The sequence below is a fragment of the Pseudaeromonas aegiceratis genome, assembly GCF_046254905.1.
In the GTDB taxonomy this organism is placed as follows: domain Bacteria; phylum Pseudomonadota; class Gammaproteobacteria; order Enterobacterales; family Aeromonadaceae; genus Pseudaeromonas; species Pseudaeromonas aegiceratis.
The window spans coordinates 2,465,664-2,491,413 of record NZ_CP158016.1; the positions used below are offsets into that span (position 1 = coordinate 2,465,664).

Here is a 25,750-nt window from a genome sequence, read left to right on the forward strand (position 1 = left end):
GACGCGCGCACGGCTCAGCGATGGCCCACCAAAATCGCCCCTCGGGTACAGGTGAGGACAGATCCTCTCGCTCCACCGGGTGCTGCTAGAGATGTTGAGCAGATGAAGGCACACTCCATCGGCCAACACCACAGGAACCATGCCAACGTTGAGCGTTGAGGACGCAAAAACGCCATGTAAACGGCCCAGACAGGATCCAGATCACGCTTAAACTACCATCTTGCTGGCCGAGCGAAAACCTTAATGGCCTACCGTAGCCGGGCTTTTTTGCCACAAAATGCAGGGGAATTGATCCAACCGCTTACTTTTCCCTGTCGGATAAGACACCTAGTACCGGACTTAACCGGCTATCCCATCGGCCAGCCCATCAAGCAGAAGGGCACGCCTTCTGCTTGATGGGTGAACACGGGTATTACGGGTGCACGCGTTATCGCACCCCGCCCTCCGTCGTCGGGCAACGGATACGGACTAGTCGAGTCGGTTCAGATCCAGCTCATCCGCCTCGGGGGACTTAGGCTTGTCATCAACCGGTGCAAAGAGATCCGGTTCGGCTTGTAGCAATGCCCGGCGCAGGGCCCGCTGCTTAAGCCAGAACAGCAGCCCGGCTCCCGCCCCCAACAAGGCAATGCCCCCCAGGGTGAGCCACAGCCATAGCAGACTGCGCTTGGGTTCAGCTACCGGCTCGGGTACAACCGCCATGCTGGCCGCGCTGACTGCCACCGGCTTGACCACGGGATAGATGTTGAACTCTTCGGGGGGCAGCTTGATCATCACCTCCCGATGACCGTTCTTGGTGGTGCCAAACAGGGTCATATTGATGGTGTAACGCCCTTCCAGCGCCGGCCGCTTGAGCTGTATCGCCAGGTGGGGGTCCGCCGCCCCTTGCACGGCAAACTGCTCGCCTTCATCGAATTCCCCCACCACGCTGCCACGAATGGCCACGCTGGCAGGCAGCAGCTCCTCTTCATCGAGATAGAAATTAAGCCGGGGACCGTACTCATTGGTGGCCGGTGACTGTTCCACCCGCACCGGCAAGGGGTACACCAGCAGGGTCTGGAACTGGCTGCGCACAAAGATCTCGTTACCGGTACTGATCACAGCCCGATACTTGCCCCCCTCGATGCCGGTCATATCCATCCGGGCGGTGACCACCCCATCTTCGGGCTTCTCATCCAGATCCCGGCCGTTGTCCTTGAAGCGACCGACCAGTTTGGGCTCCCCGCTGGGATCCACCTCGTTGCCGGCGAAGGACAACAGCTTCATGGTCATGCCCACATCCGACAGGTAAAAGGGATCCGTGGGTATCTTGCCATGCTCCAGCAGGCGCCCCGTGACCTTGAGCTGTTCACCGCTGTAAACCCGCAGCGGCAGCTTGTCCAATGCCATGGCAAGATCCGTCACCAGGCGGATGCGGTTGCGGGGATCCACCTTGGCGATGGTCTGCCAGGGGCCCGGCATGGGATGTTCTATGGTGATGAGATCCTTGTCCGGCAGGCTCAGCCAGCGCACCGACTCGGGGGCGCGGAAATGATAGAGCTTGCTGCCATCGGGTTGCACTAGGATCGCCGGCGCCGTCCCCGCCTCCCGGTAGATGAAGAAGGTGATCTCGTCCACCTTGGGGTCGATGCGGAAGCGATTATCGAGCAGCGGAATGTCGGAGGGGGCATACACCTCGTTGGCCCAGCCCGTCACCGCCGTCAACAGCAGCCAGAGACCGCAGATTAGTCTCGCCACAGGCAGTGCCCTCCCTTCTTGGCCACCAGATCCAGCCGCTGCTCATGGGCGGCCAGCTCCTCGGCCGAGGCCGTCAGCACCTTGAGATTGAGGCCGGTCCGGGTCAGGGGCCGCGGCGCTTCGACCTGGCCACCGCTGCTGACCTCGCTGCCGGCCGTCACCAGATTGAGTCGGGTCTGTCCCCCGGTCATCAGCAGATAGACGTCGGCGAGGATCTCGGCATCCAGCAAGGCGCCGTGCAGGGTACGGTGGGAGTTGTCTATGCCATAGCGGCTGCACAAGGCATCCAAGGAGTTGCGTTTGCCGGGAAACAGACTCCGCGCCATGGTCAGGGTATCGGTGACCTGGCAGAACTCCCGGGTCTTGAGGCCCAGCCCCAGCTTGTCGAACTCGTAATCCATGAAGCCCACGTCGAAGGGCGCGTTGTGGATGACAAGTTCGGCACCGCGGATAAACTCGATAAACTCCTGGGCGACGGCAGCAAAGGGGGGCTTGTCGGCCAGGAAATCGTCCGTGATGCCGTGCACCCGGATCGCCTCTTCATCCACCAGCCGATCCGGCTTCAGGTAGACATGGTAGTGATTGCCGGTCAGTCGGCGATTGATCACCTCGACACAGCCGATTTCAATGATGCGGTGCCCCAGATAATGGGGGCCACCCGCCTGGTTCATCCCTGTGGTTTCGGTATCCAGTACTATCTGGCGATTTGCCTGCATTGGGTTCCAGAGCCTTTTATGTCAAACTCGCGATTTGTCCATTTTACAACAGCCAAGATGCTAAAACAGGTCGCACTCTACACGGATGGATCTTGCCTGGGCAATCCGGGCCCCGGTGGCTATGCCGCCGTACTGGTCTATCAACAGCACCGCAAGGAGCTATCCCAGGGCTATGCCCTCACCACCAACAACCGCATGGAGATGATGGCGGTCATCGCCGGGCTCAAGAGTCTCAACGCCCGTTGTCACGTGATCCTCACCACCGACAGCCAGTACGTCAAACAGGGCGTCACCCAGTGGATGGCCAACTGGAAGCGCCGTGGCTGGCTCACCGCCAGCAAGGAACCGGTGAAAAATCAGGATCTGTGGCAGGCGCTGGATGAACAGGCCAATCGCCATCAGATTGACTGGCACTGGGTCAAGGGTCACTCGGGACACCCAGAGAACGAACGCTGCGACGAACTGGCCCGTCAGGCCGCCAGCGGCGCGGAATTGCTGCCCGATAGCGGTTATCGCCCCTGAGGGCTAAACCCGCGCCATGCCGGGAATGGCCACCGGCTTGCGCAGACGCTCGAGCCGGGTGATGGGGGTCATGGGAAACCGCCGCTTGCGCGCCGCCAGCACGTAGACGGAGGCCAGGTAACCGGCGTAGTCCCGCCCCAGATTTTCCTTCCACCACTGGATACGGCTGCGGCGCGACAGGGCCGAGAAACCAAATCGCTCCTGGCGCAGCACCTCGAAGCCCAGCAGGTGCAGCCAGTCCTCCACCCGTTCCGGCGAAAACATGCGCGCACACCAGGGTTGCACCCGCCTGGCCGGTGGCCACAGCCGCCCTAAGCCCACCAAGCCATGGGGGTTGAAGCCACTGATGATGACCCAGCCATCGTCGGTCAACACCCGCTCCACCTCCCGCAGCACCTGGTGCGGATCCGGACTGTAATCCAGGGTATGGGCCAGCAGGCAGGCATCGACGCTGCCAGTCTGGATCGGCAGCGCGTCCTCCCGGCCCAGCAGGCTGAGCCCCTGCCCCTGGCACCCCAGGGCGCATTGATGACGGATGGCGGAACAGTCGCAGGAGAGTTGGCCACTGAGGGCCCCCACCTTCAGCAGGTGATAGCCAAATAGCAGGGGACACCAGGCGTTGAGCCGCTCCTGGATCTCGGCGGCCAGCCACTCCCCATGGGGAATATCCGTCCAGCGCTCGGGATAATGCAGGGGCCGATCGGTTCTGGCTGGTTTCACGGATACCTCGGTCTGGCATTGCCTCGGGCAGTCAATCCCGATATAAGGATGCAAACAAAGTATGGAGATGCCGTTGGATGGCTCAAATCATCACCATATCGTCTAGGCAGGATAACTATATCTGGCTGCTGATGAAAGATGGATACGCCGTCGTTGTCGACCCTGGTGAAGCGCGTCCGGTGGAGCGGGTCCTCAAGGAACAAGGGCTGCGACTGACCGCCATCTTGCTTACCCATCACCACGATGATCATGTCGCCGGCGTGACCGAGCTGCTGGCCGCCCATCCCGACTGCCGCCTGTATGGCCCCAACGAGCCTCAGCTGAACCATCTGCGCGCCCTCCAAATCCTCACCGATGGCGACCGCCTGCCGTTGCCGGAGCTGGAGACGGAATTCCAGGTGTTGGCGCTGCCGGGCCATACCCAGAGCCACATCGGCTTTTATGGCTCCCTGGGACTGTTTTGCGGTGATGTGCTGTTCGGTGGCGGCTGCGGACGCCTGCTGGGGGGCACCGCCGAGCAGATGCTGGCATCCTTACAGCGCCTCAAGGCCCTGCCCGCCGAGACCTGGGTGTACTGTGCCCACGAGTACACCTGGGATAACCTGCGCTTCTGTCTCACGGTGGAGCCGGACAACCAGCCGCTGCTTGAAAGGGTGCGCCGTTGCGCCAAATTGCGGCGTCAGGGGGTGCCGACCGTGCCCTTTCCCCTGGCCGAAGAGCTGACCACCAACTGTTTTTTGCGTACCGAGCAGCCCAGCGTGCGCGCCGCGGCTCAGATGATGGCCATGTCCGAGTGCAATAACGAGATCGAGATCTTTGTTTTGCTGCGGCAAAAAAAGAATAATTTTTAGCCGAAAAACTGGCGTATATGTTGCTAAATACTGCCAAAGGTTGATCCGTTCGAGGATCCTCCCTACCATCTGTCGACACTTTGACGAGCTGAGCAAGCATGAAGCTACGAGTAACCCTGCTGGGTGCCCTGCTGCTGACTGGCTGCCAGACCTTGCAAACCACAGAACAATCGGATCGCCCGGATGAGTCCATGCCGGAGATCATGGTGGTGCAGCACCATAGCGTGCGGGCAAGGTCGGCCCACGACCGATCGGAACCGTCCGAGCAGCAACACACCGACATCTGGGCCCACATGGCCAGTCAGATGACCCTGGAAGTGCCGGACGAACCACAAGTCCAGCGTTTCCGTGACTGGTACCTGAAACACCCCAAGACCTTGGTCGATGTTGCCGAACGCGCAGCCCCCTTCCTCTACCTGGTGGTGGATGAAATAGAACAGAACCAGATGCCAATGGAGCTGGCATTGCTACCGATTGTGGAGAGTGCCTACAATCCGAATGCTCGCTCCCATGGCAATGCTGTTGGTTTGTGGCAATTCCTGGCACCCACAGGTCGGCGCTTCGGTCTCAAGCGGGACGCCTGGTATGACGGTCGCCGTGATGTGGCCGCCTCCACCGAAGCCGCCATGGCCTATTTCACCTACCTGAACGAGTTCTTCGATGGGGACTGGTACAACACCATCGCCGCCTACAATGCCGGCGAAGGGCGTATCCAGCAGGCCATCCGCAAGCAGCAAAAAGCCGGTAAGTCCACCGACTTCTGGTCGTTGCAGTTGCCGCGGGAGACCCGTGCCTACGTGCCGCGGCTGCTGGCCCTGGCCGACATCATCAAGAAGGCCGATCACTATGGCGTGAGCTTGCCCCCCGTGCCCAACCGTCCCAAGGTCAGACGCATCGACACCGGCGGCCAGGTGGACCTGAACCAGGTGGCGGAGATGGCGGGGATCAGCCTGAGCCAGCTCAAGGCGCTGAACCCCGGCTATAGCCGCAACGTCAGCTCGCCCAACGGTCCCTTCCACCTGCTGGTGCCGGTGAGCAAGGCGGAGCCCCTGGAACTGGCGCTGGCCGAGTTGTCACCGCGGCAAAAGGCCAACTGGGGCACCTATGTGGTGCAGAGGGGGGATACCCTGGGTGAGATCGCCCTGAACCACGGGGTCACGGTAGCGCAGCTCAAGCGCAGCAACCAGTTGACCAGCGCCCGGGCCCTGCGGGTCGGCCAGAACCTGGTGATCCCCAACGATCAGGCACTGCAACTGCAGCGGGAGCTGGACCGTCTCACCGCCGGCACCAGCCGACGGCTGCATACGGTCAAGGCGGGAGAGAGCCTATGGAGCATCAGCCGCACCTATCAGGTGTCCGAGCGGGAGCTGCGGCGCTGGAACCAGCTGGAGGAGCAGGCGACCGTCAAGCCGGGCCAACAGCTGACCGTGCGCAATCCCAACAAGGGCGACAGCAAGGATGTGATCCGCTATCAGATCCGCCAAGGGGACTCCCTCTCCTCCATCGCCGAGCAGTTTAACGTCTCCGTGATGGATCTGGTGCGCTGGAATCAGCTGACCGACACCAGCCATCTGAAGACCGGCGACACCCTGCGGATCCGCAGCCTGACCGGCGCCTGAAACAGTCACAGCCCACGAAAAAGCCCGCCATTCGGCGGGCTTTTTTCATGTCGCGGCAGACAGGCTAAGCGGCTGGATGGGCCGTCAACCACTGCTCCAGCCCGGGGGAGGTACCCAGGGCCTGGAACAGGGTCATCTGGTTGAGCAGCCGGTTGTAGCGGTTTTCCAGCAGGCTCTGCTGCGCCTCCCGCCGGGACTTGCGCTGCTCCAGCCAGGTGGAGAGATCCTCCTCCCCCAGCCGGTAGCGCTGCTCCGCCAACTGCTCGCCCGCCTGGGCCAGGGTGAGGGCCTGCTGCAACCGCTCGCCCTGCCCGGCATAGTGCTGCTGGGCGGCTAGGGCGTTTTCCACCTCCCCCAGGGCGCTGAACAGATCCTGCCGAAAACCCACCACCGCCTCGGCGTAATCCTGCCGGGCCAGCTCGATATTCACCTGCCCCTGCTGCCAATTGACAAACGGCAGGCTCAGTCCCGCCCCCAGGGTCCCGACAGGATCCTGACTGAAGCGCCACAGGGCCGCGCTGGCGGTGCCCAGGGCACCGGTCAGGGTGAAGCTGGGGTAGAGGCTCAACCGCTGGTTGTCGATGGCCGCCAGGCTTTCGCGCAAGCGATATTCCGAGGCCCGCAGATCCGGGCGGCGCGCCAACAGGCTGGAGGGCAGATCCGCCGGCAGCGTCGGGATGCGCTTGTCGCTCAGCTGGGCCGGCTCGGCCTGCCATTGCTCCGGCGGCCTATCCAGCAACAGCGCTAGGGCATTGCGCGCCACCACCCGCTGCTGCCGGTAGGTATAGAGGCTCGCCTCCTGGCTGGCCACACTCTGGGCCGCCGTCACCCGATCCAGGCCGCTGACGGCGCCGGCCAGGTACTGGTGTTCCACCAACTGCTGGACCCGCAGGCTGTCTTCCACGTTGGCCTGCGCCAGGCGGATCAGCTCGTTGAGGTAGCCCAGCTGCCAATAAGCCTCCGCCGCACTGCCCACCAGGGAGAGCGCGGTGGCGGCCCTGTCCTCTGCGGTGGCCTCCAGCTCCCACTGGGCCTCATCCCGGGCCGCATCCAGCTTGCCCCACAGATCCAGCTCATAGCTGAGCCCCAGGCTGGCGCTGCTGCTGTCGCTCATCCCCTGACCGGACAGGGCATGGCTGCGTTCGGTGGCCAGATCAGCACTCCAGTTGAGCCCCTGTTCGTGACGGATGAGCTGCAACTGCAGCTGGGCCTTGCGCAGCTTGATGCCGGCGGTGGTGAGATCGGCGTTATGGGCCAGCACCTGCGCGATCAATTGATCGAGCGCCGGATCGGCAAACGCCGTCCAATCGGCCTGGCCCTCAAGCCCCTGCACCGATTGCTGCCAATGGGAGGGCAGCGGCATCAGCGGCCGTTGGTAATCGCTGCGCAGCGGACTCTGGCAGGCGGCCAGCCCCAGGGCCAGACAGAGGCCGAGGGCGGTGCGGGTTAGGGGATATCGCTTCAGACTCGTCACGGTCAACGCCTCTTTATCACTCACGCGCCAATGCCTCTATCGGGTCCAGCCGGGCAGCATTGCGCGCCGGCAGGAAGCCAAACAGGACACCAATCAGGGTCGAACAGGTCACGGCCATCAGGATGGAGCCGACCGAAAACAGCATGCTGATGCTGGAGACAAACAGCGAGAACAGCAGCCCCACGCCGAAGGAGCAGAGGATGCCTATGGTGCCGCCCAGCAGGCAGACCAGCACCGCCTCGATGAGAAACTGCTGCAAGATGTCCGACTGCCTGGCGCCGACCGCCATGCGGATGCCGATCTCCCGGGTCCGCTCGGTCACCGACACCAGCATGATGTTCATCACGCCTATGCCCCCGACGATGAGGGAGATGACGGCGATGGCGGAGATCAGCAGCGCCAGGGTCCCCGTGGTCTTCTGCACCGTCTTCATGATGCTGTCACTGCTGTTGGTAAACACATCCTTGGTGCCGTGGCGCAGGGTCAGCAACTGGACGATCTGCTGATTGGCCACCGCATTGGACATGCCGTCCTTCACCCGGATCAGGATGGAGCTGAAGAAGCGCTGCCCCTCCAGGCGCGCCATGGAGGCGGTGTAGGGGATCCAGACATTCAGCGAGTCGGTGTTGCCGAAGCCACTGTCCTGGGGCGCCAGCACGCCTATGATGCGGCAGGGCAGGCTGCCCAGGAGCAGCACCTTGCCCATGGGGTTTTCATTGGAAAACAGCCGCTTGCGGGTGTTGTCATCGATGACCGCCACCTGGGCGATATGCTGGATGTGGTCCTGATCGAAGCTGCGCCCTTGTGCAAAGTCATAACCCTTGACGCGAAAAAACTGCTCGCCGACCCCGCTCACCGAGGCATTGGCGGTCAGGTTGCCGTAACGCAGCAACTGGGTGCTGCTGATGGATGGGGTGGCGCTGTCCACATAGATCTGCCCCTGCAAGGCCCGCAGATCCGCCGGCGACAGGGTCTCGACCCGGGCGGCCCGAATGTCCCCCCAGTCCTTGCCGGGATAGATGCCGATGGTGTTGGTGCCCATGCGGCTGATGTTGTCGATCACCGACTGGCTGGCACCGCGCCCCAGGGCCACCACGCTGACCACCGCCATGATGCCGATGATGATCCCCAACATGGTCAGCAGGGTGCGCAGACGATGGGTCGCCATGGCAATCCCCGCCATCTTGGCCGCCTCAAGGAAGCGGCCCCACCAGCTGCGCCAGCCCTCCTGGCCGGTGGTGGTATTGGGCGCCGGCTGGCGGTCGCCCTGGGACTGCGTCTGGGGCTGCCACTGCGCATTGGCGCGGTCTGCCGTGATGCGACCATCGCTGATCTCTATGATGCGGCGGGCATAGGCCGCCACCGCCGCATCGTGAGTCACCAGTATGATGGTGTGGCCCAGGGCATTGAGCTCCTGCAGTATGGCCATCACCTCCTGACCACTGCGGCTGTCCAGGGCGCCGGTGGGCTCGTCCGCCAAGATCACGTTGCCGCCGTTCATCAGCGCCCGGGCGATACTCACCCGCTGCTGCTGGCCGCCCGAGAGCTGGCTGGGCTGATGGCCGATGCGATCCGCCAGCCCAAGACGCCCCAGCAGCTCGGCCGCCCGCGCCTCACGCTCCGCCTTGGACTTGCCGGCATAGACGGCGGGAATGGCCACGTTCTCCAGGGCGCTCAGGTGCGGCAAGAGGTGGTAGCGCTGAAAGATGAAGCCAAAGTGGTCCCGCCGCAGCGCCGCCAGCTGATCCGGCGCCAGGCTGCCGGTTTCCACCCCGGCGATCCGGTACTGGCCCTCGCTGGGGCGGTCGAGACAGCCCAGCAGGTTCATCAGGGTGGACTTGCCCGAGCCCGACGCCCCCATGATGGCCACCATCTCACCCTGCTCGATGCACAAGTCCACATCCCGCAGCACCTGAACCTGGGCCTCCGGCGCGCCGAAGCACCGCCCTACCCCGGCCAGGGCAATCAAAGGTTCACTCATGGCTTACATTCCCGGTGGCGGGCCACGGTGCTGGGACTCGGCCGCCATGGCTGCCTGCTCGGTGGCGGCAATATCATCCCCCAGGATCACCCGATCGCCCTCCTTGAGGCCGTCGGTGATCTCCACATTGATGTCATCCTTGCGCCCCAACGTGACCGGCTGCGGCTGGGGCTTACCGTCAGGCCCCGCCAGCCACACCTGGCTGCGGCCACCCAGGCTGGGTCCCCGCAGGGCGGACAGCGGCACCGTCAGCACCTGCTTGCTCTCCCCCAGCACCACAGTCACCTCGGCGGTCATGGAGACCCGCAGCTTGTGGCCGGGATTGGGCACGTCAAACAGGGCGTTGTAATAGATGGCAGAATCCGAACTGGAGCTGGAGCTGGAACTGCTGTCGTCTTCTGACTCCGACTCTGGCGCGGGCTCGATGGCCCGTAATGTGCTGGTGTGGCGGGTTTGCGGATCCCCCAGCACGGTAAACCAGCAGGCTTGGCCGGGTTGCACCCGAATCACGTCCGCCTCGGAGATCTGGGCCTTGACCGTCATGGTATCCAGATCCGCCAGCTTGAGGATGGTGGGGGCCGACTGGGTGGAGACCACCGTCTGGCCTTCGTCGGTGACGATGGCGATCACCACCCCATCGATGGGCGCCACGATACGGGTATAGGCTAGGTTGGCCTTGGCGGTATCCACTTGAATGCGAGATTGTTGCAGCTGGGCGGCCAGGCTCTCCAGCTCGGCCTGGGTCTGGGCCACATCCGCCTCGGCGCTTTCCAGATCCGCAGTGGCATTGGCATCGTTGCTGCGCAGCTGGCGCTGGCGGGTCAACACCAACTGCTGCTTGCGCAACAGGGCCCGTTGGGCCTTTTGCTGGGCCCGGATATCATCCAGCCCGGCCTGGGCGGTACGCAGATCATTTTGCTGCAAGACGGGATCTATCTCGGCCAGCAGTTCGCCCTTCTTGACCGACTGCCCCAGGCTCACCGCCAGGTGCTTGAGCTGGCCGGATACCTGGGCCCCCACGCTCACCTGCTTGAAGCCGGCCAGGGTGCCGGTTGCCAGCACCTCTTCCCGCACATCCTGGCGCCCCACCGCCACCGTCATATACGACTTGGGCGGCGGTGCCAACAGGCCACGGGCCACAACCACGATGGCTATCACCAGCACCAGGCCAGCCAACCACCACCCCTTACGACGGCTCATGTTCACCTATCCAACTCCTTGACGTTTCAGCACCGGCATTTTAGGGAGGCGCCTAGCCGCCCCCTAGCCTGCTTACTTGCTTTTACCTGGAGATGTGGTGTGGTCCGCCAAACGAAAACGCAGGCGCAGCGGGTTGTGATCCGAGGCCGCGCTGGGCTCGGCACTGGCCTGCTCCAGGATGAGGCCGCGATAGAACACCTGATCCAGGGGCCACTCCCCGATCCGCCGGCGCTGATCCGGACTGAAGTGGGCTGACAAGAATTGTTGACGGGCCATGCGGGACTGCAGCAAGCGGCTACGCCGCTCGCTCCAGCTGTTGAAATCGCCGGCAAACAGCACGGGGCCTGGATAGCGACGGGACAACTTGAGCAAGGGCGCCAGCTGCTCCTCATAAGAAGCGGTACCCAGATCGAAGTTCACCCCGTGCAGGTTGATCACCAGCAGGGGATAGCGGCTGCCCTCCAGGGCATAGAGGCTGACCAGGGCCGTCTTGGGCAGCCGGAACACAGGCTCCGGGTAGGCCAGCGGACAGCTGAACAGCTCAGGTGTATGGGCCGCCGTCATGACCCCGGCGGTACGCCCCTCATAGGTGAAGGCCGCCACCTGCTGCCAGGCGTAGCCCTGCTCCCCCAGCAACTGGGTGAAGGGCGGTGCATCCACCGCCTCCTGCAACAGCATGAGATCCGCCGGCGCGCTGACCAGGGCATCCTGCCAGCCGGGGCGCTGCAGCTTGTACAGGTTCCACACCAGCAGATCGAACTGACGCGGCAGCCCAGCTTGCTGCACCGGCAGCACAGGCAGAAGAGTACAGGGGGTCAGCAGCCGCTCCCCCTGGGGCGTCAACAGCACGGGCGGGCTGGTGACGCTGAGCTCATCACAGCCCATCAGCAGGCACAGTCCCAACAAAAGACCCAACGACAAAGCTTTCATGACACTCCTAGCGGCGGTTAGCGCAGCGGCGCTCGGCCGCGGGCAGATGAGTGAGCCAGGCCAGCCAGTCCTGCACCTGGTAGCGATAGCCCAACCGTGCACAGACCGCCTGGCCCAGCACCCGTTTGTCGGGGCGCTCGCTCAGGGTGCACTGGGGCAACGGCAGGCCAGCCAATTGACAGGCCAGGGTATAGAAGGCCTGGCGGCTGGGGTGATCCGGCGCCACCCCATGGAAGATCGGCTCCCAGGCCTGCTGCTGGACGATGGCGCTGATGATGCCGATGGCATCGTCTTGATGCAGCAGGTTGACCCCCTGCTGGCCGTGCTCCATCCGCTTGCCCGCCAAGAAACAGCCGGGATAACGTCCCGGCCCCACCAGGCCCCCGAGGCGCAGCACCGTCTTGCGGGGAATGTCGCAGCACGCCACCACCTGTTCCGCCGCCAGCATGCGCAAGGCCCGCGGCTCATGGCCATCCGGCACCGTCTGCTCATCCTTTTCGCCCTGATGGGCAAACACCGAGGTGGAGCTCAGGTACAGCAGTTGTTGCACTCCCGCCGCCGCCGCTTGCTGACACAGGGCCGCGATCTTGACGGGGTAGTCATCCTGCCGCCCTGGCGCTATGGCCAGGATCAGGGTCTGAGCCTTCAGCTCCTCCGGCCAGGGCGCCGCCTGCCCGGTGGCCTGCCAAGGCCAGGCATTCACCCCCGCCTGGCGCAACTGCTGGCACTTGGCCTCTTGGGTGACGGTACCCGCCACGCTAAGCCCCAAGGCCGTGAGCCTGTGGTACAGGGGCAGGCCCAACCAACCGAGGCCCACCAGGGTCACATCCTGCATCTGCCTCTCCTCCATAAAAAAACGGCCATCGTATGATGGCCGTTAAAAGTAACGAAGGAAATATCTGGATTGGTTGCGCCAGCTACTTCCCACAGCGGGAATAGTGAAGAAAACCAGATTCCGGAGCTGATACTACTGTAGCCCCCCCCCCGGATCTTTGAAGCGGATCACGCTTGAAAAGGATTTCTGAAAACGCTGTCAGATCTAACCCAAAAAGTCGGGGCCTAAGCCCCGAGGTTTAGCGGCTCTTGACGGAGTTGCGTTCGATCAGCTCAGGCTCGAACTTAAGGCGCAACCCCTCCACCGGCTTGTTGTCCAGCAGACGCACCGCCAGCTCCGCCGCCTGTTCCCCCATCTTCTCGATGGGATAACGGATGGTGCTGAGCTTGGGGTGGATGAAGCGCACATAGGGGATGTCGTCGAAGCCGACGGCAGAGACCTGATCGGGCACCTGGATGCCATTTTCCAGCAGGAAGGAGATGGCACCCGCCGCCATGGCGTCGTTATAGCCCACGAAGGCGGTGAACTGGGCCTGGCGATCCATCAGATCCTTCATGGCCACATGGCCACCGATCTCATCCGGATAAGCCTTCACCACCAGCGCCTCCTCAAACGGCAGGCCGGCATCCTCCAGCCCCTGACGATACCCGGCATAGCGCTGCTGGGCATCCACGAAGCTCTGATCATCGGAGGTGATGAAGGCGATGCGGCTGTGTCCCTGCTCCACCAGATGACGCACCGCCACCCGGCTGCCTTCGGCATTGTCAAACCAGATGGATCTGTCTTCGGCACCCTTCACCAGGCGGTTGACGAACACCACTGGGGTATCGCGCTTGACCAGCTCGGCCAGCTCCTCATCCGGCAAGGCCATGGAGTGAAGGATCAAGGCATCACACTGGCGCTGCAGCAGGGTGTCGATGGCGTGCCGCTCCCTGTGCTCATCGTGATTGCCGGTGATGACGATGGAGAACTTGTTCACCCGATCCACCACCTGTTCGATCCCCAGCATCATCTGGGCGAAGAAGGGACCGCCACACAGATCCCCCACCAGCACGCCAATGCAGTTGGAGCGCTTGCTCACCAGCGCCTGGGCAAAGCTGTTGGGCCGGAAGTTCAACTCCTTCATGGCGCTGAGCACGGCTTCCCGCTTCTCAGGCGCCACCTGGGCCGTGTTGTTGATCACCCGAGAGACGGTGGAAATCGACACATTTGCAAGCCTGGACACATCTTTGATTGTTGCCACGCCTCTACCCCCTTCGCTAATAACGCACACTGGGCCGAGTGTACCACAGCCCACCGGGCAGAGTTCAATCAAAAGCCTTTGAATTTCATTGCCATAGCTCAATATTGCAACATCAGCTCACCCTGGGTGAGAAAACGCAGTGGCCGATTGAGCCGTTGCTGGTAAATGACGTTATACACCAGCACGTTCTGCACATAGTTGCGGGTCTCACGAAACGGAATGCTCTCCACCCAGGCATCCATGGACATGCCCTCCTCGGTGCGCCACTGGCGCACCCGGCCGGGGCCGGCATTGTAGGCGGCCGTCGCCAACACCCGGTTGCCCTGGTACTTGTCCAGCAGCTCACGCAGATAGGCGCTGCCCAGGCGAATGTTCAGTGCCGGCTCCACCAGCTGCTGGGGTCTGGGTTGCGGGTAACCCCACTTCTTGGCGGTGTGCTTGGCGGTGGCCGGCATCAGCTGCATCAGGCCGGAGGCCCCCACCGGCGACTTGGCCTTGGGGTAGAGGGCACTCTCCTGGCGCGCCAGAGCATACAGCAGGCTGGGCTCCACGGCCCGGGCCTGGGCAAACTGGCTGAAGGTCTTGCTCATGGGGGTGGGGAAGCGCAGCTCCAGCACGTCCCAGGCCTCGGCCCGGATGCTGGCCTGTACCGCCAGATCATGCCAGCCCTTGGCCAACGCCAAGCCACCCAGCTGCAACTTCTCTTCGTAACTGACCTGCTCCATCAGGTAATACCATTCGGCGCGGGCCAGATCCGTCTCGTCCAGCTGCAGCAAGGCGTCGATGCGCGGCAGCGCCGCCCAACGGCGGCTGGCCGAGGCCCAGTCCAGGCCCCGCTTCAGCGGCACCTGCTGCAATGAAAATGGCTTGCCCAATTGTTGAGCACTCAGGAAGCCATAGTAACTGCGCTCCTGGCGCCCCAACTCGAACTGATGCCGTGCCGGCGCCGTGTGGCCGGCCTGCTGCTCGGCCCGGCCCCGCCAGTAACGCCAGCGGGACTGGCCCTGCTGCTCGGCCGTCATCAGGGTGATGGTGCGATTTACCGCCGGCCAATCCGCCTCGTAGATGGCGACCCGCGCCCGCAGCTCCAGCAACTCAGGGGGCCACTGCTTGTCCATGCGGCTGTCGAGCCAATGGCGCTGGGCCGTGCTGCGATCCAGCAACAGGCGGCGGGCAATGGCCTGCTCGACGCTCGCCACCGCCGGGGGGCGCAGCCCGTAGCGCTGCTTGGCCTGGGTCAGCTGGCGCAAGGCGGCGAGCGCATCCTGGTTGGCCCAGCGTTGCAGGGTCAGTTCGGCCAGGCGACGGTCGCGGATCTCATGGCCCGCCGGCAACAGGACAAACAACTTGTCCGGCTTGGCCATCAGCTGATTGACCCGGTTGCCCAGGTGCTGCCAGCCGCTCCCCTGATACAGGCCGCTCAAGTACTTCACCAGGGCCCCATTGCCCTGGGCGTAGGCCAGCTGCTGTCGCTCCCACACCCGGCTGTCGCTCATGCGACCGGCCTCCCGCCAGGCCGCAAACAGGCGATCGCACTCGCCGGGCCGGGAATCACCGTGCTGCCACAGCTCGGCGGCGCCATCGAAGGCGAGATCCCGTTGGCCCATGGCCAGCTTGGCGCGGTAGTAGTAGCACTGCAGATCCACCGAGTTGGGCTTGCTGGCGCGCAGATCCAAGAAGGCGTGCCAATTCTGCTCCTGAGCCAGCAGGTGCAGGTAGCGCCGCTCCAGCCGGCTGGACAGATAGCTGCCAGGATGGCGCAGCATGAACTGTTTGACCTCCGCCAGCCGGGCAGTCTGGGGCTGCCAATAGAGATCGTAATAATCGATATAGGGCACCAGGGGATAATCCCCCAGCCGCGCCTGCAGGGCATAGGCCTCACCGCTGCGCTGTTGACGCAACGCCTCCAGGGCGGAGCGATAGAGACTTTGTTCCAGGGAAAGGGCCCGCGCTGGGGGTGAAACCAGTCCACCGGCGAGCATAAAAATAGAAAAACCGAACAGCAACCGCAGGTTACGCCACCACATCCAGACTACTCCAATAGGCCATGGCAAGTGCCCGGGAGCAGTATAATCGTTGGCTGACCAAGTTACATCAGGCGGACACTAGAGGGTCCCCTCTAAGGCGTCCTCCGGCGGCAGGTAACGCAGGGCATAGCGTTGCATCAACTCCGCCGACAAGGGCTTGCTGGCCAGGAAGCCCTGGAAGAAGCTGCAGTTTTGCTTACGCAGAAATTCCAGCTGCTGGCGGGTCTCCACCCCTTCGGCTGTGACATTGAATCCCAGGTGGCGCGCCATGGCCATCACCGCCTCGACGATGGCCATGTTGCTCAGATCGTGGGGTATGTCCTGAATGAAGGAGCGATCGATCTTCAGTTCATCCACCGGCAGACGCTTGAGGTAACCCAGGGAGGAGTAGCCGGTACCAAAGTCGTCGATGGAGAAGTTGATCCCCAGTTGCTTGAGCTCGCTCATCTTGTGAATGGCGTCTTCTGTGTTGCCCAGCACCACGGACTCGGTGATCTCCAGGTTGAGGGCGGAGGGCTCCATGCCGGTGGCACTCAGCACCTCATGGATGTGCTCCACGAAACGCTGGTGGTGGAACTGCTTGGCGCTGACGTTCACCGACAGCTGGGGCAGACGGACCCCCTCCTCCTCCCAGCGCACAAACTGGTGACAGGCCTCGAGCAGTACCCACTGACCGATATCGATGATGAGATCCGTCTCCTCGGCGATGGGGATGAACTCCGCCGGCGAAATCATGGAGTGACCGGCCGGCTGCCAACGCAACAGGGCCTCCACGCCGATGAGATCGCCGCTATCCACCATGTGCTGGGGTTGGTAATGCAACAGCAGCTCGTTGTTGCCCAGGGCGTGGCGTAACTGGTTGTGGATCAGCAGACGCCGGTCCGCCTGGCGCTGCATGCCGGCGTCAAACAGCCGGATGGTACGGCGCCCGGCTGCCTTGGCCTGGTACATGGCGGTATCCGCCTGCTTGAGCAGGTCCTCGGGTTGCTGATCCCTGCTGGGGAACAGAGTGGCGCCTATGCTGGCGGCGATGTGCAGATCCAGCCCCTGATACTGGTAGGGCATGGAGAGGACCTCGATGAGCCGCTCCGCCAGGCCGCTGGCCTGCATCTCCGCCAGGGGTGGGCTCTCGCTCAGGGCCGGCAGCAACAACACGAACTCGTCGCCACCGAGACGGGCCAACACGTCGCCCTGGCCCAGCTCCCCCTGCAACCGCTTGGAAACCTGTTGCAGCAGCCAATCCCCGGCGGCATGGCCCAGGGAGTCGTTGATGGTCTTGAAATGATCCAGGTCGATAAACAGCAGGGCACCGATCCATTCGGACTCCCGGGCGCAGACAAACGCCCGCTCCACCTGCTCCAGCAGCAGGCGGCGATTGGGCAGGCCGGTCAGATCGTCGTAATAGGCCAGGCTCCGGATCTGCCGGGCACTGGCCTGGCGTTCGGAGAGATCCTCAAAACAGATGACATAGTGGCTGATCTGCTGCTCCTCATCCCGCACCGGCGTCCAAGTCTCCCACTGGGGATAGGCCACCCCCTCGCGACGCCAACGCTCCACCTCTCCTTCCCAGCGACCTTGCTCATCAAACTGGGGCGCAAGATCCGTGGGCCAGGGCCACAGCTCAACCCCCAGCCGCTTGCCCACCACCTCCCGGGCCGACAGGCCGGTGATCTGGCTAAAGGCGTGATTCACCCGCAGGATCACCAGCTCGGGATCCGTGATGATCAGCCCTTCGTTGGTTTCAAAGGCCACCGCGGAGAGCCGCAGCTGGGCCTCGGCATGCTGCCGCTCCAGCTCGCCCCCCGCCCGCTGACAGATGGGGTTGAGCACCCCCTGCAACAGCTGTTCATCCGGCAGGCGTTCGAAGGTCATGGCCAGGTGGCCGATGACCTTGCGCTTGTTATCCCGCAGCGCCACCCCGCAGTAGTGCGCGGCACCACAGTAACGCCGCGGCAGGTTCAGCGACTCGCTGACCACCAGATAGGGCCGCTCGGCCTCCTCATACACCCGGCTGCAGGCGGCATCCCGCAAGGCATAGCGATAGCTGCTGCCGTCATTGAGCCCGTCACTCTCGGCGATCATGCGGGCGAAGGAACCGGCCGGGGTCAGCTCGGCCTCACAGACCCAGACCTGCTGGGCCTGCAACACCAAGCGCAGCTGGGTCACCAGCTCATCGAAGAAGGCCCGCCCCGTCTTGGCCGACAAGGCGTGGTGGATATGCTCCAGCTGCTGCTGCCGCTGATAGGTCAGCAATCGGTTGCCGGAGCTGTCCAGGTTTTCCAGCCCCCGCCCGGCCATCAGGGAGAAGGTCCGCAAGATGGCATGACAGTGCTCGGGCCAGGGCACAAACAGACTGGGCCGCCGACAGACCAGGGCACCAACCTGCTGACCATGGTTCTTGATGGCGGCCAGCAACAGATCCGTCGGCTCATCATCCAAGAAATGGAGGTGGCAACGGCTGTCCTGCTGGACGTTGACGAGGTTAAGGATCTCTTGCGCCGCCAGCTCATCCCACATGGCCCGAATGTCTGCCAGGGGATGAATTCGGCCGACCCGGGTCTTGGGGCCCAGGGCATGGGAACAGACCAGCTGCTCTTTGCCGGCGTCATACAGCCAGAGACTGATGGCGGGATAAGGCAGGATTTGCTGGGCCAACAGGCACAGCTGTTGGAAGTACTCGCCGATCTCATCCGGCTGGGTGGCACAATGCAACTCGGCGGTCGCGGCGGGCGTTGTCTGGCTGGCGGCATCGGCGGGACAGAGAGAACCAGGGGTCAGATAACTGGGCCGCGCGAAGGCCGGCACATCGTTACAGACGGAGTCGAGCAGGCGACTTATGGCATATCCGGACAACTGGCTCACAGGCTACCTTCAATGATGTCGGTTCTCCAGGCTCCATCCCCCACAGGAAAGTGATCTATGCCAGGTTATAGCGAGCAGCTGGCACATTTGGAACAACCGCTAGATTTATCAGTATTAAAACCGCAAAAATAATGCATTTCCCCCAGTAGATACTCAAGTGATTTTTCCTGCATCCCTAGGAACAATCACAGTTCCGCACACAAATCCTGCGTCGCCAAAAATAAGTGATCTAGATCACATAACTTAAGGGCTGGCAGGTTAATCTGAAGGTGAAAGAGCAACAAGAACCAAAGGGGGTTCGCCTATGTTAATCGATATCACCAGCAAAGTTCTCGACGTTACCCCAGCCATCGAAGCCCGTATTGCCAGCCGGTTTGAGAAGCTTGAGCGGCTACAGGTGCCCTTGATCACCCCCCATGTCATCATCCATAAAGAGGGACTCGTTTTCACGGTGGAAGCCACCTGCGGTATCCCGAACGATACCTTGTTTGCCCAAGCCGAGCATGAAGACCTGCATGCGGCCATAAATGCCCTGGGACAAAAACTGGAGCGCCAGCTCATCAAGTATGGCGCACGACCCCAGGCCCACAGAGCCCAGCGTTCCGGCAAGGAGCAGTGCCGTATGGGCACAGTGCTCCCCGCTTTCTAATCTTCACTGATCTTTGCCAAGGCGCCCCTTTTGAGGCGCCTTTTTCGTCACTTGGCAAGGAATTGGCGCTAATTTCCCCTCGAAGCTTGCATAACATAGTCTTTTAACGTATTGGTATGGTTCCTTGATGCCAAGGTTGAATTGCATGTTATTTTGGTCTCTGTTTTTCTATAGTGTCTCTTTTGCTGCGCCCTCCCGGGGATGCGCCTCTTCGCAATCGAGAATCTGAAGACGAACAGTGCGAGGCCTCCCCCAGTGGGAGGCCTTTTTTTTGCTGTATGCCGGGAGAGGGAGGAGCCGTAATGGCGACACTGGATGAAATTCGTAACGAGATAACCCAACTGGACGCCGATCTGTTGGCCCTGCTGGCGCGCCGCCGGCAGCTGAGCCTGGAAGTCGCCCGTAGCAAACAGGCCGATCAACGCCCCATCCGCGATACCCGCCGCGAGCAGGATCTGCTGGTCCGCCTCATTCAGCAGGGGCGTGCCTTGGGGCTGAATGCCCAGTATGTCACCCAGCTCTATCACCTGGTGATCGAAGACTCGGTGCTGACCCAGCAAGACTATTTGCAGCGGCTGGTGAATCCGGCCCAAGCAGAAGACGAGACCAGCGTGGCCTACCTTGGCCCGCTTGGCACCTATTCCAGCCTGGCGGCCCGCAAATACCTGGGCCGCTATGCCGAGATCAGCGAACATAGCTGCAATAACTTCACCCAGGTGATCGAGGCGGTGGAAAAGGGCCACTGCCAGTTTGGCGTCTTGCCCATCGAAAACACCAGTTCCGGCTCCATCAACGAGGTCTACGACCTGATGCAGCAGACCAGCCTGTCCATCGTCGGCGAGTTGACCTACCCCATAGAGCACTGCCTGCTGGTGGCCGTGCCCACGGAGCTGACGGCCATCGATACCCTGTACGGCCACCCGCAGCCCCTGCAGCAGTGTTCGCGCTACCTGGCACAGCATCCCCAGATCCACCACGAGTTCTGTGACTCCTCCGCCACCGCCATGGCCAAGGTCCAGGCGCTGGCTGCACCGAACGTGGCGGCCATCGGCAGTGCCGACGGTGGCAAGCTGTTTGGCTTGACCTCCATCGCCAGCGGGCTCGCCAATCAGCAAGAAAACATGACCCGCTTCATCGTGGTGGCCAGAGAGCCGATCGAGGTGGTGCCGCAGGTACCGGCCAAGACCACCCTCATCATGTCCACCAACCAGTACGCCGGGGCCCTGGTGGAGGTATTGCTGGTGCTGCGCAATCACCAGATCAACATGACCAAGCTGGAATCCCGGCCGATCCAGGGCAATCCCTGGGAAGAGATGTTCTACATGGACGTCGCCGTCAACCTGCACAGCGAGACCATGCAGAAGGCCCTGCAGGAGCTCTATCCGCTGACCCGCAGCCTGAAGGTACTGGGCTGCTATCCCAGCGAGGACGTCGCCCCCACCGAGATAGCCCCGGCGCTGATGCCCTGATGGGCGAGAAAAAAAACGCCAGGCGATGCCTTAATGCCAGTCAGTTAAGCCTGACTGGCATTGTTTTTACTAGGTTTTCTCGTCGCATACTTCTGTGGTTTGGCTTTGACACACCTGGGATAACTTCGTTCTCGGCGGGCAGGTAACTTGAACTGCTCCGCCTGTTTGTCCATGTCGGCGACGCGGGCTGGAATATTCCCCGGTGATACGAACGGCAGGCAACTGAGCTCATGCAGCAGATACACCGATGCCATGTGAAAGCTCAGCTGGCTGGCCGTATAGCCTTTTAAGCTCGCCGCCATTCTAACCATCTGATATCTCAGCAGGTTATAGGCCAATACCAAGCCCCATAGCTCCTGCCTTACTCCATCGGGTTTCTTGCTGCGCAGCGTCAGCCTGTGCTGTTGCAGGCTCTGTTTCATCTCCCGATAGCCCAGCTCGATTTCCCAGCGATTCTGGTATAGCTCCATCAACTCGCTGGCCGGGAAGCGCATCGGGTCGGTTAGCGACGTCAGCACCTGGCGCTCCTTGCCATTCACCGTCCGGGTCAGCAGCCGGGCTTCGAGCTGCTCCGGTAACTCGCTCCACTTCTTCTTAGCCTGCGGACTGGCGGTGAGCCGTACCAGCGCATCCTGCCGCCCCAGCTTGCGGATGACCTCGTATTGCGTGCCCTTTTTCAGCGGAATAAGCCAGTGACGCGCCACGCCCTGGCATTGCCAGGCGTGTAGCAATCCCAGTGAGTAGAAGCCCTTATCGAACAGGGTCAGGCTGTTATCGGGTGTTTTTTCAATGAGTTGCTCTGCCAGCACCATCTCGTTCACCGCACAGGAGTCCATCACGGTCTGAGTCAGCAGGTGACTGGTCAGCTCCATCTGACACAGCATGCGTACCTGGGGATACTGCGTCTCGCCCTGGCCGGTTTTCGACTTGGCAAAGGCACCGGCATTGTCCTGGGTATCGGGGGTGCGCCAGACCACCCCATCGACGGCCAGCAGCTGCAAGCCGGCCCAGGTTGGGTGCTGACACTGCTGATGCCAGAGCGTAGCGGTCTGCTGGAACACCTGTTGAACGGCTCGGTCAGCCAGTTTTTGGCGCGCCTGGATGAAGGCACTGGGAACGACGAATGGCCGGTCGCCGGGTAACAGGATATCGAGCTGGTTGGCCAATTGGGTCATGGGGACGTGACGAAACAAGGACATACCGATAATGGCCCACAGCACCCGCTCCATGGGCATGCGCCGTCGACGCAGGGAGACCGAGCCTGTCTTGGCCAGGCAGGCCTGCACCAGTTCAGGTGACAGCAGGTCAGACAGGGACTCAAATTTTCCGGGAGGACAGGCGTGAATGAAGTCGAGAGCTTGGTCGATGCGCATAAAAAATCCGAAACCCAACAAGGAGTTTCGGATTTTTACACAGCCTGAGGATCGGTCAATGGATCCTTAACTGATCGGCATTACAGGCGATGCCTGGCGTTTTTATCTGCGCGATACAGACCGCTAAATTGACTCGTGATGCCGGGCATCATGGGCCTGTGCCAGCAGCAGCTTGCTCTCTCGCAGGAACTGGCCGGCATAGTCACCAAAGTACTCGGCCACCTTGTGGAAGGTGTCGATGAAGCTCTGCCGATCGCCACTCTCCAGGTAGCTGATGGCCTGACCCATGCGCTGATGGTAACGCCGGATCATCTGCACGTTGAGGGGCGAGGACAGTATGATGTCGGCATACAGCGCCGGATCCTGGGCAAACAGCCGCCCCACCATGGCCAGCTCTAACCGGTAGATGGGGGAACTCAGGGCCAGCAGGCGCTTGAGATCGGCCTGTTCATCACACAGGTGCACGCCGTAGACGAAACTGGTGAAGTGACGCAGCGCCTGGATGAGGCTCATGGCGTTGTCGTGATCCGCGGCCGCCACGCTGTGCAGGCGGACGCCCCAGATGCGCATCTGATCCAGCAACCACTGATAGGCCGGTTCATCCCGGCCATGGCAGCAGACCACCACCTGCTTGGCCAGGCTGGAGACATCCGGGCCGAACATGGGGTGCAGACCCAGCACGGGACCGGCGTGCGCCGCCAGCATGTGGCTCAGCGGCCGCTGCTTGATGCTGGTGAGATCCACCAGCACGCAGTCGGCGGGCAGGCGGGTCAGGCGATCAATCACATCGCAGGTGTTCTCGATGGGCACGGCGACCACCACCATGCCCGCCTGGCTCAACAAGTCGTCGGCCTTGTGCCAATCATCCCGCTCCAGCACCGCCACCTGGTAGCCGGACAGGCGGAACATGTTGACGAACAGACGGCCCAACTGACCGGCCCCGCCCACCACCACGATCTGACGCAACGCCGGGTTAACACATTTGAAGCCAGAGTCATGCTCGCTGCTGTAGGATTCCCGCATCACGCGCCGCAGCACATCCTCAATCAGATCCGGCGGTACGCCCTGTTGGGCGGCTTCATCGCGACGCCGCGCCAGCATGGCCGCCTCCCGGTCCGGCGCATAGATGGGCAAGCCATGGCGGCTCTTCACCTCCCCCACCTCGGCCACCAACGCCAGCCGGCGGGCCAGCAAGGCAACCAGCTGCTGATCCACCCCATCGATCTGATCCCTCAGGGCATTCAATTCTTCATTCATGCAAACTCATCCAAAAATAAGGGGGCCGACCTCACGGCCGCCCCCCATTATGCGGGGTCATCAGGCGGACAGTCGAGCCTTGAGCACCTCGCCCAGTTGACGGTGGCAATGGGCCAGCAGGGTCGCGGTGGTTTCCCAGTCGATGCAGGCATCGGTAATGGAGACGCCATACTGCATGTCGCACTTGGGCTGTTCGCTGGACTGGTTCCCCTCACCGATATTGGACTCGAGCATGACCCCTATGATGGAACGGTTGCCATCCTGGATCTGATGCAACACGTTGGCCGCTACCAGCGGCTGCAGACGGTGGTTCTTGCTGGAGTTGCCATGGCTGCAATCCACCACCAGCCGTGCCGGCAAGTCCGCCTTGGCCAGGGCCTGTTCGGCCAGGGCCACGTTGACGGAGTCGTAGTTCGGGTGCTTGCCACCACGCAGTATCACATGGCCGTCCGGGTTGCCATGGGTATGCAACAGGGCCACCTGCCCCTGCTGGTTGATACCCATGAAGGAGTGGCTGGAGGACGCGGCCTTAAGGGCATTGATGGCGGTATCCAGGTTGCCGTCGGTGCCATTCTTGAAGCCCACCGGCATGGACAGGCCAGAGGCCATCTCTCTGTGGGTCTGGGACTCAGTGGTACGGGCGCCGATGGCAGACCAGGAGAAGAGATCCGCCAGGTATTGCGGGCTGATGGGATCCAGGGCCTCGGTGGCCAGCGGCAGTTGCAGCTCGGCCAACCACACCAGCAGCTCACGGGCCTTCTTCAGCCCCAGCTCCACGTCGAAGGTACCGTCCAGGTTAGGATCATTGATGAAGCCCTTCCAGCCCACAGTGGTGCGGGGCTTCTCAAAGTACACCCGCATGACGATGTACAGGGTGTCGGCATATTGATCGTGCAGTTTCTTCAGACGGCTGGCGTAATCCTTGGCGGCTTCCAGATCGTGGATGGAGCAGGGACCACAGATCACCAGCAGGCGATGATCCTGCTGCTGAACGATATTGGCGATGGTGGTCCGAGCCTGGCTGATGAAGGCGCGGGCCGCATCTGAAACCGGATAGAAATCCTTCAGCTCGGCCGGGGTCATCAGTACATTTTCGGATTGGATATTTACGTCATTGAGCACATCTTTCTGCATGGGAATCACCAAGTAAACTTTTCTTTACGGCTATGCTGGCTACAAAATCTCTATCTGTATTGACTTGGATGTTTTTTATAGCTAACGGACGCCTCACCATACCAAGCCTGTGTAGATTTGCAAGCGTGCCATGACGGTGACGCTCTGCGGGTGCTGCAAAACGCACGAGGCCGGTCATAGACCGGCCTCGTGGCGCTGGGACTGGGCTCACTCATCTATCTCATCCAGATAGTCATCCAGCCCAGGATCCGCCGACTCGGCAGGCGTCAGGCTCTGGGGACCGGCCTGCCCCTCCACCTTGGCCTCTTCATACTGCAGGTAGAAATCGCGAATGTTGGCGTAGGGATCCAGGGAGTTGTCCAGCATGGGCTCCTGCGGGATCATCTGACTGCGCACAGAGAGGCCGTCCAGCCCCCAACGCGCCGCCTTCATCAGGAAGGTCATCTCGCTGAACGGGAAATATAAGCCGTCCACCACGTCCCCAACCGTGCTGCGCACTGTGCTGGGACCATAGACGGGATACATGATGTAGGGCCCCTGATCGAACGACCACTTACCCAGCACTGTGGTCATCTCCATGGTGTTCCGTTCCACCCCCAGGCGGGTTGCCACGTCGATGAAGCCCCCCAGCCCCACGGTCGTATTCACCATGAAGCGAAAGACGCTGCCAAACGAGCCACGCAAGTTCCACACCAGCAGGTTGTTGACGAAGTTATTGGGCTCTTCAAAGTTGTTGGCAAAATTGGCGACGCCATCGCGCAAGGGCGCCGGTACCGAATCGGCATACCAGTGCACCACGGGACGCACGGCCTTGCGATCCATGATGTCGTAGTTAAACCACCAGAAGCCGCGATTGATCGACTCGAAATGATCGCTGGAGCCGCCGGGTCCCCGGTAAAGCCGAGTGCCGGTAGGCGCTACCGGCGAACTGTCTGAGAGCGCCAACTCCTGTTGATTGGTCGTCTCCGCCCACAGGGCTGGCGCCAGGACGAAGGACAACACAAACATTAAGGCACGATAAGAAAACTGCATTTCTTTCCCCACGCGGTCAGCGGTTACCGCTGCACTAACTTAAGCGGTCGATTATAAGGGATTATTGTCCAAAAGTGTGATTGCGTGCGGCTTTCTTTACTGCCTCGCCGATCGGCATTCGG

The 25,750-nt window shown here is 62.0% G+C and carries 20 protein-coding genes; 5 read left to right on the forward strand and 15 right to left on the reverse strand.

The window, feature by feature from the left end; translation table 11 throughout:
* Window positions 1-468: 468 nt before the first annotated feature.
* Both ABHF91_RS11605 and dnaQ read right to left on the reverse strand, forming a co-directional pair.
* Window positions 469-1,734 carry a TIGR03503 family protein gene (locus ABHF91_RS11605; RefSeq protein WP_409420442.1) on the reverse strand — a complete coding sequence of 422 codons (1,266 nt, stop codon included), beginning with the start codon at window positions 1,732-1,734 and terminating at the stop codon, window positions 469-471.
* Window positions 1,722-2,450 carry a DNA polymerase III subunit epsilon gene (dnaQ, locus tag ABHF91_RS11610; protein ID WP_409420443.1) on the reverse strand — a complete coding sequence of 243 codons (729 nt, stop codon included), beginning with the start codon at window positions 2,448-2,450 and terminating at the stop codon, window positions 1,722-1,724. The genes ABHF91_RS11605 and dnaQ overlap by 13 nt, the downstream gene beginning before the upstream one ends.
* A 57-nt stretch (window positions 2,451-2,507) precedes the next feature.
* Here dnaQ and rnhA point away from each other — a divergent pair, with 57 nt between their 5' ends.
* Window positions 2,508-2,972: a ribonuclease HI gene (rnhA, locus tag ABHF91_RS11615; protein WP_409420444.1), complete on the forward strand. Its 465-nt coding sequence runs from the start codon at window positions 2,508-2,510 to the stop codon at window positions 2,970-2,972.
* Window positions 2,973-2,975: 3 nt separating this feature from the next.
* Here the strand turns inward: rnhA and ABHF91_RS11620 are convergent, their stop codons facing one another.
* The gene (locus tag ABHF91_RS11620) at window positions 2,976-3,692 is read right to left on the reverse strand and encodes a class I SAM-dependent methyltransferase (protein ID WP_409420445.1); all 717 of its coding nucleotides are present in this window, start codon (window positions 3,690-3,692) and stop codon (window positions 2,976-2,978) included.
* Between the two features lie 77 nt (window positions 3,693-3,769).
* Here ABHF91_RS11620 and gloB point away from each other — a divergent pair, with 77 nt between their 5' ends.
* Window positions 3,770-4,543, forward strand: coding sequence for a hydroxyacylglutathione hydrolase (gene gloB / locus ABHF91_RS11625; protein WP_409420446.1), 774 nt, complete (start codon window positions 3,770-3,772; stop codon window positions 4,541-4,543).
* A 98-nt stretch (window positions 4,544-4,641) separates the two neighbouring features.
* Window positions 4,642-6,162: a LysM peptidoglycan-binding domain-containing protein gene (locus ABHF91_RS11630; protein WP_409420447.1), complete on the forward strand. Its 1,521-nt coding sequence runs from the start codon at window positions 4,642-4,644 to the stop codon at window positions 6,160-6,162.
* Between the two features lie 64 nt (window positions 6,163-6,226).
* On the opposite strand, the gene ABHF91_RS11635 is transcribed toward ABHF91_RS11630, so the two are convergent.
* From ABHF91_RS11635 to ABHF91_RS11670, 8 genes are all read right to left on the reverse strand, one after another.
* A complete protein-coding gene (locus tag ABHF91_RS11635) occupies window positions 6,227-7,660 on the reverse strand; it encodes an efflux transporter outer membrane subunit (RefSeq protein WP_409420448.1) in 1,434 nt (477 codons plus the stop codon).
* Window positions 7,653-9,617, reverse strand: coding sequence for a MacB family efflux pump subunit (locus ABHF91_RS11640; protein WP_409420449.1), 1,965 nt, complete (start codon window positions 9,615-9,617; stop codon window positions 7,653-7,655). Before ABHF91_RS11640 ends, ABHF91_RS11635 begins: the two co-directional genes overlap by 8 nt.
* A 3-nt stretch (window positions 9,618-9,620) precedes the next feature.
* A complete protein-coding gene (gene macA, locus ABHF91_RS11645; protein WP_409420450.1) occupies window positions 9,621-10,817 on the reverse strand; it encodes a macrolide transporter subunit MacA in 1,197 nt (398 codons plus the stop codon).
* A 72-nt stretch (window positions 10,818-10,889) separates the two neighbouring features.
* Entirely contained in the window at window positions 10,890-11,747 is an 858-nt protein-coding gene (locus ABHF91_RS11650) for an endonuclease/exonuclease/phosphatase family protein (RefSeq protein WP_409420451.1), read from the reverse strand.
* Between the two features lie 7 nt (window positions 11,748-11,754).
* Complete coding sequence (locus ABHF91_RS11655) at window positions 11,755-12,582, reverse strand: hypothetical protein (RefSeq protein ID WP_409420452.1); 828 nt, start codon at window positions 12,580-12,582, stop codon at window positions 11,755-11,757.
* A gap of 238 nt (window positions 12,583-12,820) precedes the next feature.
* Window positions 12,821-13,825: a LacI family DNA-binding transcriptional regulator gene (locus ABHF91_RS11660; protein WP_409420453.1), complete on the reverse strand. Its 1,005-nt coding sequence runs from the start codon at window positions 13,823-13,825 to the stop codon at window positions 12,821-12,823.
* A 98-nt stretch (window positions 13,826-13,923) separates the two neighbouring features.
* Window positions 13,924-15,852: a transglycosylase SLT domain-containing protein gene (locus ABHF91_RS11665; protein ID WP_409420454.1), complete on the reverse strand. Its 1,929-nt coding sequence runs from the start codon at window positions 15,850-15,852 to the stop codon at window positions 13,924-13,926.
* Window positions 15,853-15,930: 78 nt separating this feature from the next.
* Window positions 15,931-18,714 (reverse strand): EAL domain-containing protein, encoded by a 2,784-nt coding sequence (locus ABHF91_RS11670; RefSeq protein WP_409420455.1) that lies wholly within the window; start codon window positions 18,712-18,714, stop codon window positions 15,931-15,933.
* 304 nt (window positions 18,715-19,018) lie between these two features.
* On the opposite strand from ABHF91_RS11670, the gene hpf reads away from it, so the two are divergent.
* Both hpf and pheA read left to right on the forward strand, forming a co-directional pair.
* A complete protein-coding gene (gene hpf, locus ABHF91_RS11675) occupies window positions 19,019-19,363 on the forward strand; it encodes a ribosome hibernation-promoting factor, HPF/YfiA family (protein WP_409420456.1) in 345 nt (114 codons plus the stop codon).
* 302 nt (window positions 19,364-19,665) lie between these two features.
* Window positions 19,666-20,832, forward strand: a complete 1,167-nt coding sequence (pheA, locus tag ABHF91_RS11680; RefSeq protein ID WP_409420457.1) for a prephenate dehydratase — start codon at window positions 19,666-19,668, stop codon at window positions 20,830-20,832.
* A gap of 44 nt (window positions 20,833-20,876) precedes the next feature.
* Here the strand turns inward: pheA and ABHF91_RS11685 are convergent, their stop codons facing one another.
* The 4 genes from ABHF91_RS11685 to ABHF91_RS11700 form a co-directional block, all read right to left on the reverse strand.
* Window positions 20,877-22,205, reverse strand: coding sequence for an IS4 family transposase (locus ABHF91_RS11685; protein WP_409420458.1), 1,329 nt, complete (start codon window positions 22,203-22,205; stop codon window positions 20,877-20,879).
* 123 nt (window positions 22,206-22,328) lie between these two features.
* Window positions 22,329-23,462 (reverse strand): bifunctional chorismate mutase/prephenate dehydrogenase, encoded by a 1,134-nt coding sequence (gene tyrA / locus ABHF91_RS11690; RefSeq protein ID WP_409420459.1) that lies wholly within the window; start codon window positions 23,460-23,462, stop codon window positions 22,329-22,331.
* 60 nt (window positions 23,463-23,522) lie between these two features.
* Window positions 23,523-24,596, reverse strand: coding sequence for a 3-deoxy-7-phosphoheptulonate synthase (locus tag ABHF91_RS11695; RefSeq protein ID WP_409420460.1), 1,074 nt, complete (start codon window positions 24,594-24,596; stop codon window positions 23,523-23,525).
* Between the two features lie 207 nt (window positions 24,597-24,803).
* On the reverse strand, window positions 24,804-25,604 hold the full coding sequence (locus ABHF91_RS11700) for a VacJ family lipoprotein (RefSeq protein ID WP_409420461.1): 801 nt from the start codon (window positions 25,602-25,604) through the stop codon (window positions 24,804-24,806).
* Window positions 25,605-25,750: the final 146 nt, after the last annotated feature.